General features: G+C 71.1%; 6 protein-coding genes. 1 reads left to right on the top strand and 5 read right to left on the bottom strand.

Annotated features, from left to right (window positions below; genetic code table 11):
• The 3 genes from dnaG to rpsU all read right to left on the bottom strand — a co-directional run.
• Nucleotides 1-1298: DNA primase (gene dnaG, locus FL311_RS39705; protein WP_141332844.1), on the bottom strand; the 1298-nt coding region annotated here is incomplete at its 3' end.
• A gap of 333 nt (nt 1299-1631) precedes the next feature.
• Nucleotides 1632-2090, bottom strand: a complete 459-nt coding sequence (locus tag FL311_RS39700; protein WP_141332843.1) for a GatB/YqeY domain-containing protein — start codon at nt 2088-2090, stop codon at nt 1632-1634.
• Between the two features lie 96 nt (nt 2091-2186).
• Nucleotides 2187-2381: a 30S ribosomal protein S21 gene (gene rpsU / locus FL311_RS39695; protein WP_002614080.1), complete on the bottom strand. Its 195-nt coding sequence runs from the start codon at nt 2379-2381 to the stop codon at nt 2187-2189.
• Nucleotides 2382-2512: 131 nt separating this feature from the next.
• Here rpsU and FL311_RS39690 point away from each other — a divergent pair, with 131 nt between their 5' ends.
• Nucleotides 2513-4102: a HEAT repeat domain-containing protein gene (locus FL311_RS39690; protein ID WP_228557395.1), complete on the top strand. Its 1590-nt coding sequence runs from the start codon at nt 2513-2515 to the stop codon at nt 4100-4102.
• A 134-nt stretch (nt 4103-4236) separates the two neighbouring features.
• Here FL311_RS39690 and FL311_RS39685 read toward each other — a convergent pair whose 3' ends face one another.
• Together FL311_RS39685 and FL311_RS39680 are read right to left on the bottom strand one after the other, a co-directional pair.
• Nucleotides 4237-5148: a GGDEF domain-containing protein gene (locus FL311_RS39685; protein WP_046715247.1), complete on the bottom strand. Its 912-nt coding sequence runs from the start codon at nt 5146-5148 to the stop codon at nt 4237-4239.
• Between the two features lie 72 nt (nt 5149-5220).
• A complete protein-coding gene (locus FL311_RS39680; protein WP_141332842.1) occupies nt 5221-6282 on the bottom strand; it encodes an asparaginase in 1062 nt (353 codons plus the stop codon).
• Nucleotides 6283-6491: the final 209 nt, after the last annotated feature.

The raw sequence follows: 6491 nt of genomic DNA, 5'->3' as shown, positions 1-6491 counted from the left end.
GAGGCGGGCTTGGGCGTGGGGACCTTGCTGCGCAGGGCGGCCTCCACGTCCGGGGCGCGCCAGCCGAAGTGCTCGGCCAGGGCGGCGAAGAGCGAGGAGCGCACAAGCCCCACCGGCACCTGCGCCGCCACGGGCTTGAGTCGCTCCAGAGCCGCCATCTTCTCCTCGAACGTCGCCGCCTTTCCCTGGGGGAGCAGGGTGGCGAACAGGTACGTGGTGAGGGATTGCGCCCCGTCGATGAGCGACTCCACACCGTCCTGCCCCACACGACGCGCGAAGGTGTCTGGATCATCCCCTTGCGGAAGCAGCGCCACACGAGCGGTCGCTCCCGCGGCGAGCAGGGGGCCCGCGAGCCGCTCCACGGCGGCGAGCCCCGCGGAGTCTCCGTCGAGCAGCAGCACCAGCTCCCGCGCCTCGGCCCGCTTGAGCAGCTGCATGTGGCCGGCGGTGAGGTTGGTGGAGCACAGCGCCACGGCGTGGCGCACCCCCACCTGGTGCAGGCCGATGCAGTCGAAGTAGCCCTCGACGAGGATGGCGGCCTTGCGCTTGCGCAGCTCGTCGCGCGCCAGGTCCATGCCGAACAGCGTCTCGCTCTTGTTGTAGAGCCGCGACTCGCGCGAGTTGAGGTACTTGGGGCCCTCGTCGGCGCCCACCAGGCGGCCACCGAAGGCGATGGGCCTGCCCTCCGGCGCGCGGATGGGCACCATCAGCCGGCTGCGGAAGAAGTCGAAGCAGCCATCCCCCGTGTTGCGCTTGAGCACGAGCCCGGCCTTCATGGCCCACTCCAGCATGCCCGACTTCTGGCAGCGCTCCGCGAGCAGGCTCCACGCGTGGGGCGCCCAGCCCAGCCCGAAGGCCTGCGCGGTTTCATCCGACACCCCGCGGCTGGCGATGTAGGCCCGCGCGGCGCGGCCTTCCTCCTGGTGCCACAAGAGCGAGCGGAAGTGCTCGGCGGCCAGGTCCGTGGCCTCCTTGAGCTGCTGGCGCTCCCGCATCCCGGGGTCCTGCTGCGCCTCCAGGTCGATGCCCAGCTCGCGCGCCAAATCCCTCACGGCGTCCAGGAACGTCTTGCCCAGGTAGCGCTGGACGAAGGAGACCGCGTCGCCGCTGGCCCGGCAGCCATGGCAGAAATAGAAGCGCTTCTCCGGCACCACGTAGAACGAAGGCGTCTTCTCCTGGTGGAAGGGACAGCGCCCCTTCCACTCCCGGCCCGCCTTCTTCAGCTCCACGTGCCGGGAGATGAGGCCCACCAGGTCCACCCGCTCGAGGATTTCCTGGATCTTGTGCTCCGGGATCATGTCGCCCACCCCTGGGCCCGCGTCAGGGCGGGCGCACCGCCGACATCCTGCCAGCCGGGCCTGACGTCGCCCGTCCGGCCGCCAACCCGGTGGCGCTCCCCGCCCACGAGGGCGGAGGACCGGAGGCGCGAGGCGTCGTGAGGGTGTGGGGACACGTTGGGGCTCCTACGGCCCGCTGGGTACCTCCCCTGGACAGGGGCGGTACGCCATGGGCTGGCCCAGGCACTTAATGACGGGGGGCCGGGGGAGCAAGTTTCCGCTCACCCCGGGCCTTCCACCCCAGGGGGCCACCGCCTGCGCCGGGTGGCCTCCAGAGGGGTGGGACAGGGGACTTCAGGCGAGCTTCGCGAGCTCCGCCTTGACGGCCTCGGAGATGGCGCGACCCTCGGCCTTGCCCTGGAGCTTGGGGGAGAGGTTCTTCATCACCGCGCCCATGTCCTTGGCGCTCTTGGCGCCCACCTCGGCGATGGCGGCCTGGACGGCGGCGACCAGCTCGTCGGGGGTGAGCTGCTGGGGCAGGTAGCTCTGGAGGACGGCGATCTCGGCCTCCTCCTTCTCCGCCAGCTCCGGCCGGCCCGCGGCCTTGAACTGGTCCGCGGAGTCGCGGCCCTTCTTGATGAGGCCGGTGATGACGCTCATCACGCCCGCGTCGTCGAGGGCGGAGGCACCGGGCTCCACTTCCTTGTACTTCACGGCGCTCTTGATCGCCCGAATGACGGTGGTGCGCAGCTCGTTCTTGGACCGCATCGCGTCCTTGAGGTCCGCGTCGATCCGCTCCTTGAGGGTGGCCATATTCGCAACTCCGCTGGCTGGGATTCGGGGGATTTCAGACGACGGGAGCCAGGGCACCTGACTGGGGGCGCCCCGGCTCACACGCCGGCCTCGCAACTAGAACGACTTGCGGGCCTTCTTCACCGCGCGCTTCTTGGCGGCGAGGGCCTTCTTCTTCCGCTTCACGGAAGGCTTCTCGTAGTGCTCGCGCTTGCGGATCTCGGAAAGGATTCCGGCCTTTTCAGTGGCCTTCTTGAAGCGCTTGAGGGCGCTCTCAATGGACTCTCCCTCCTTCACTCGGATACCGGGCATGCGTTCACCTCCTTCCGCCATGCGTCAATGTGTGCGTACTTCGAAGGGGGAGCGGTATGTCCCAGTGGCCGGTAAAACGCAAGGACGCTGGCGGGAAAAGCCGCGCGCGGTTGGACTAGAGTGTCGCCTGCGTGAGCCCTGCCCTCCTCCTGATGGTGCTGCTGGCGACCGGTCAGCGTGGTGGCACCGGGACGACCGACTGCTGGAACTCCTGCCAGCGCCATGTGGCGGACCGCGCCCTGCGTGCCCGGGTGTGCGGCTCGTGCCTGTCCGGCGGGCGGGTGGACTCGTGGGTGGCGCCTTTGGGCAACATCCGGCCCGTCCCCCGTGAGGCGCTGGCCTCCTCGCGCAAGGATGGCGACTGGCGCGTGCGCTGGGCCTCCGTGCGCGCCGACGCGAAGGCGCGGCAACTGACGGAGAAGCGCGTGCTGGCCGAGTGGGTGGCCGCTTCTCCCGCGTCCTCGGACCTGGCGGCCTGCCTCACCGCGGCCCGCGCGGCGGCGGAGGCGGGGCAGTCCACGGCCACCTTCCTGCGGGACGCGGGGGCCCGGGGGCCGGAGGCGGCGGCGCGGGTGTGGGCGCGGCGGGAGGCCATCCGGCAGGCGCTGGAGGTGGAGCTGTACTCGGAGGACCCTCGCGAGCGGGGTACCGCGCTCGCCCACCTGGGGGCCTTCCTGGGGCGGAGGCCCGCCCGGGTGCTGCTCGACGCGACGGCGTCCCGGCCGGAGGAGACGGATGGCATTGGCGCCTCGGCGCTCAAGGCGGTGGCGCTGCGCCTGGACTCCTCGGTGGGGCGGCTGCTCCTGGAGGAGGCGCGGCCCGCGGACGAGGTGCTGGTGAACCGGCTGTTCGCCGTGTACTCGCGCGAGCTGGAGTCGCTCCAGCCGGAGCTCACGGCGCCTGAGCCCCAGCGGCGGGACGCGGCGGTGCTGTCCCTGGGCGTCTATGGGCCGCTGGCGCGCAAGGAGCTGGAGCGCGCGCTCACGGACGTGGACCGCAAGGTGCGGGGTTCGGCGGCGCGGCGGCTGGCCCAGTCGGAGGGCACGTCCTTGCGCGTGGCCGCCGAGCGCCGGCTCGAGGGCAAGGACCTGGAGGTGGCCCGGCCGTGGCTGGAGGCCATGGAGCGGGAGAAGGGCTGTGGGAGCTTCTTCCTGGATGCTGCCCGGGACTCGCGCATGCCCGCGCCGCTCAGGGGCCAGGCGCTGACGTCGCTCTCCGACTGCCGCGAAGGGGAGAGCCTGCGGCTGGACGCGCTGTCGCCTTTCCTGAAGGACTCGCAGCCGGTGGTGCGGGCGGGCGCGGTGCGGGTGCTCGGTGCGCTGTCGGTGCGAAAGCCCGAGGTGATGGACGCCACCGAGCGCGCGCTGGATGACGGCTCGCCGGAGGTGGTCGCCGCCGCGCTGGACGTGGTGGCGGGGCAGCGCCAGTCGACGCGGGGGGACATGGCCGCGGAGCTGCTCGGCTCGGAGCACCCGGTGGTGCGCGCCGCGGCGGCCCGGGCGCTGGAGGCCATCGGCCGCGCGGCCCATGTGAAGGTGCTGGCCACGTGCCTGCGCGAGGACCCGGTGTCGGACGTGCGCGTGGCGGCGGCGCTAGCGCTGGGGAGGCTGGGCGGGCCCCATGCCGCGGCGGCGCTCTCCGACGCGGCGGCGCGCGACGCGGACACCCACGTCAAGCACGTGTCCCGCGCGGGCCTGCGCAAGCTGGGCTTCGGGAACTGACGTCAGAAGCGCGGCCAGACGTCCGGGCGAGAGCGGGAACCCCGCGCCTGATGGCGATGGCAAGCCAGGCTTCGGGCACCGACGTCAGCGGTGCCCGGGCGCGAGGGGGCGTCCCCGCGCCCGACGGTGACGACTCACGGGCCGCTGATGGCCTTGGCGTCGGCGCGGTTCCGGCCCGCGCGCTTGGCGCGGTAGAGGTACTTGTCCGCGGCGGCGATGAGGTCCTCGGGCTGGGAGAAGTCCGAGTCCAGCAGCGTCGCCACGCCCAGGCTGATGGTCACCTTGATGGGCGTGCCACCGAAGACGAAGTCGGCCTTGTCCACCGCGTGGCGGCAGCGCTCGGCGCACGCCAGGGCCTGGTCCTCGGCGGACTCGCGCAGCATCAGCGCGAACTCCTCGCCGCCGTAGCGCGCGAGCAGATCCTCGGTGCGCACCGTGTCGGTCACCCGCTGGGCGATGCGCGTCAGGACGTAGTCCCCGGCCGGGTGGCCGTACGCATCGTTGATCTTCTTGAAGTGGTCCACGTCGAAGAGCACCAGCGACAGCGGCACCCGGTGGCGCAGGCAGTAGCTGAACTCCTTGCGCACCGTCTCCAGGAAGTACTTCTTGTTGTAGACGCGGGTGAGGCCGTCGCGGGTGGCCGACTCGTAGATGCTGCGCTGGTACTGCTCCTCCAGCTCGTCCTGGATGGAGAACTTGAGGACGGTGTTGGAGCCGATCTGGATCTTGTCGCCGTCGTACAGCGGGGCGGCGTTGACCTTCAGGCCGTTGAGGTAGGTGCCGTTGGTGCTCGCCAGGTCCATCAGCTGGAAGCGCCCGTCGCCCAGCGCCACCACCTTGGCGTGCTTGCGGGAGATGCCGTCGTCCTCCACCTGGAACTGCGCCTCTGAGCTGCGCCCCAGCACCACCTCGGAGCGGTCCAGCTTGAACATCCGGCCGATGCCCGCCGCGGACTTGGCGCTGATGACAATCAAATAAGCGCTCTGCCGCTGGGCGTTGCCCAGCAGGTCCGAAATGGAATGGACGGAAGTTTTCTCCTCGGACATCGCAACACCCATCTTATGGGCCGTTTTTTCATGGCGGCAAGCATGCTGCCGGCTTCCACGCGGCCCAATCGCTCATCCCGCGTGGATCCGCCGCGTCGTCCGGGGCCGGCTGGGCACCTCCGGCTCGACTGTCCTCCGTCCGACGCTCAGCTCCCCCGCCACCGGTGTCTGGATGAACCGCGCCAGCGCCTCCGGGGAGCGGGGGTGGTAGGCGAGCGCCTGCATCAGCTTCACCAGCGCCGCGGAGGGGGTCATGTCCGCGCCACCGATGGCCCCCTGCGCCAGGGACGCCGCACCGGACTCGTACAGGCTCAGGTCCACGCCGTTGCGGTGGGCCTGGCTCACCACCACCACCGGCACGCCGCGCTCCTTCGCCTGGACGAACAGCGGCATGAGCGAGCGTCCGAGCTCGGGCGCGATGGGGAAGTTGCCCGCCCCGTACGCCTCCAGCACCAGCCCCCGGACGTGCGGCAACAGCTGCAGGGGCAGGGCCGGGTCCAGCCCGGGATAGACCTTGAGCATGAAGACGCGCGGGTCCAGCTTCTCGTAGAGCTTGAAGGGGCCCCGGGCGCGCAGCCCCGGCTCGAAGGTCGCGTCCACGCCCAGCGTCCCCAGCACCGGGCAGTTGGGGCTCTCGAAGGCGTCGTACTCGGACACCTTCACCTTGCGCGTGCGGTTGCCGCGGTACAGGTGCGAGTCGAAGCAGATGGTGACCTCGCGCGGTCCCTTCACCGCGGAGAGCACCGCGTCGATGAGGTTGAGCCGCGCATCCGAGCGCACCTCGCCCAGCGGCCGCTGAGAGCCCGTCAGCACGATGGGGCAGGGGGGATTGCGCAGCATGAAGGACAGCGCGCTGGCGGTGTAGGCCAGCGTGTCCGTGCCATGGGTCACCACGGCCCCGTCGAAGTCATGGAGCTGGTGGTGCAGGTGGGTGGCCATGCGTTGCCACAGCTCGGGCTGCATCTCGGAGCTGTCCAGGTTGCTGAAGAGCTGCAGCTCGATGTCGGCGAGCTGGAACAGCTCCGGGACGCGGGCCTTGAGCGTCTTGAAGAAGGCGGCGGGGCGCAGGGCGGAGGGCCGACCTCCGGCCATCCCCAACGTGCCTCCGGTGTGCAGCAGCAGGACTCTGGGCATGGGCAAGGGGCCCTCCTTGGCAAGGCTTGCGTTGCTTTACAAGCCCCTCGCGCGTGGCTAAGACCCGCCGCGTGCTCCTCTCCTGCTGGAAGCCTGTCGTTCCCCTGCTGGTCGCCGTGGCGCTGACCGGCTCGGGCTGCAAGAACCCGGAGGGCTCCGCGCCCGCCTCCACCCAGGCGCCGGCCGCTCCGGCCGCCCAGGCCAGGCCC

Origin of the sequence: Myxococcus sp. AB025B (assembly GCF_006518215.1) — a bacterium.
Classification (GTDB): Bacteria; Myxococcota; Myxococcia; order Myxococcales; family Myxococcaceae; genus Myxococcus; species Myxococcus fulvus.
Note: the sequence above shows the minus strand (reverse complement) of the source record. Positions and strands in the feature narration are given on the sequence as shown.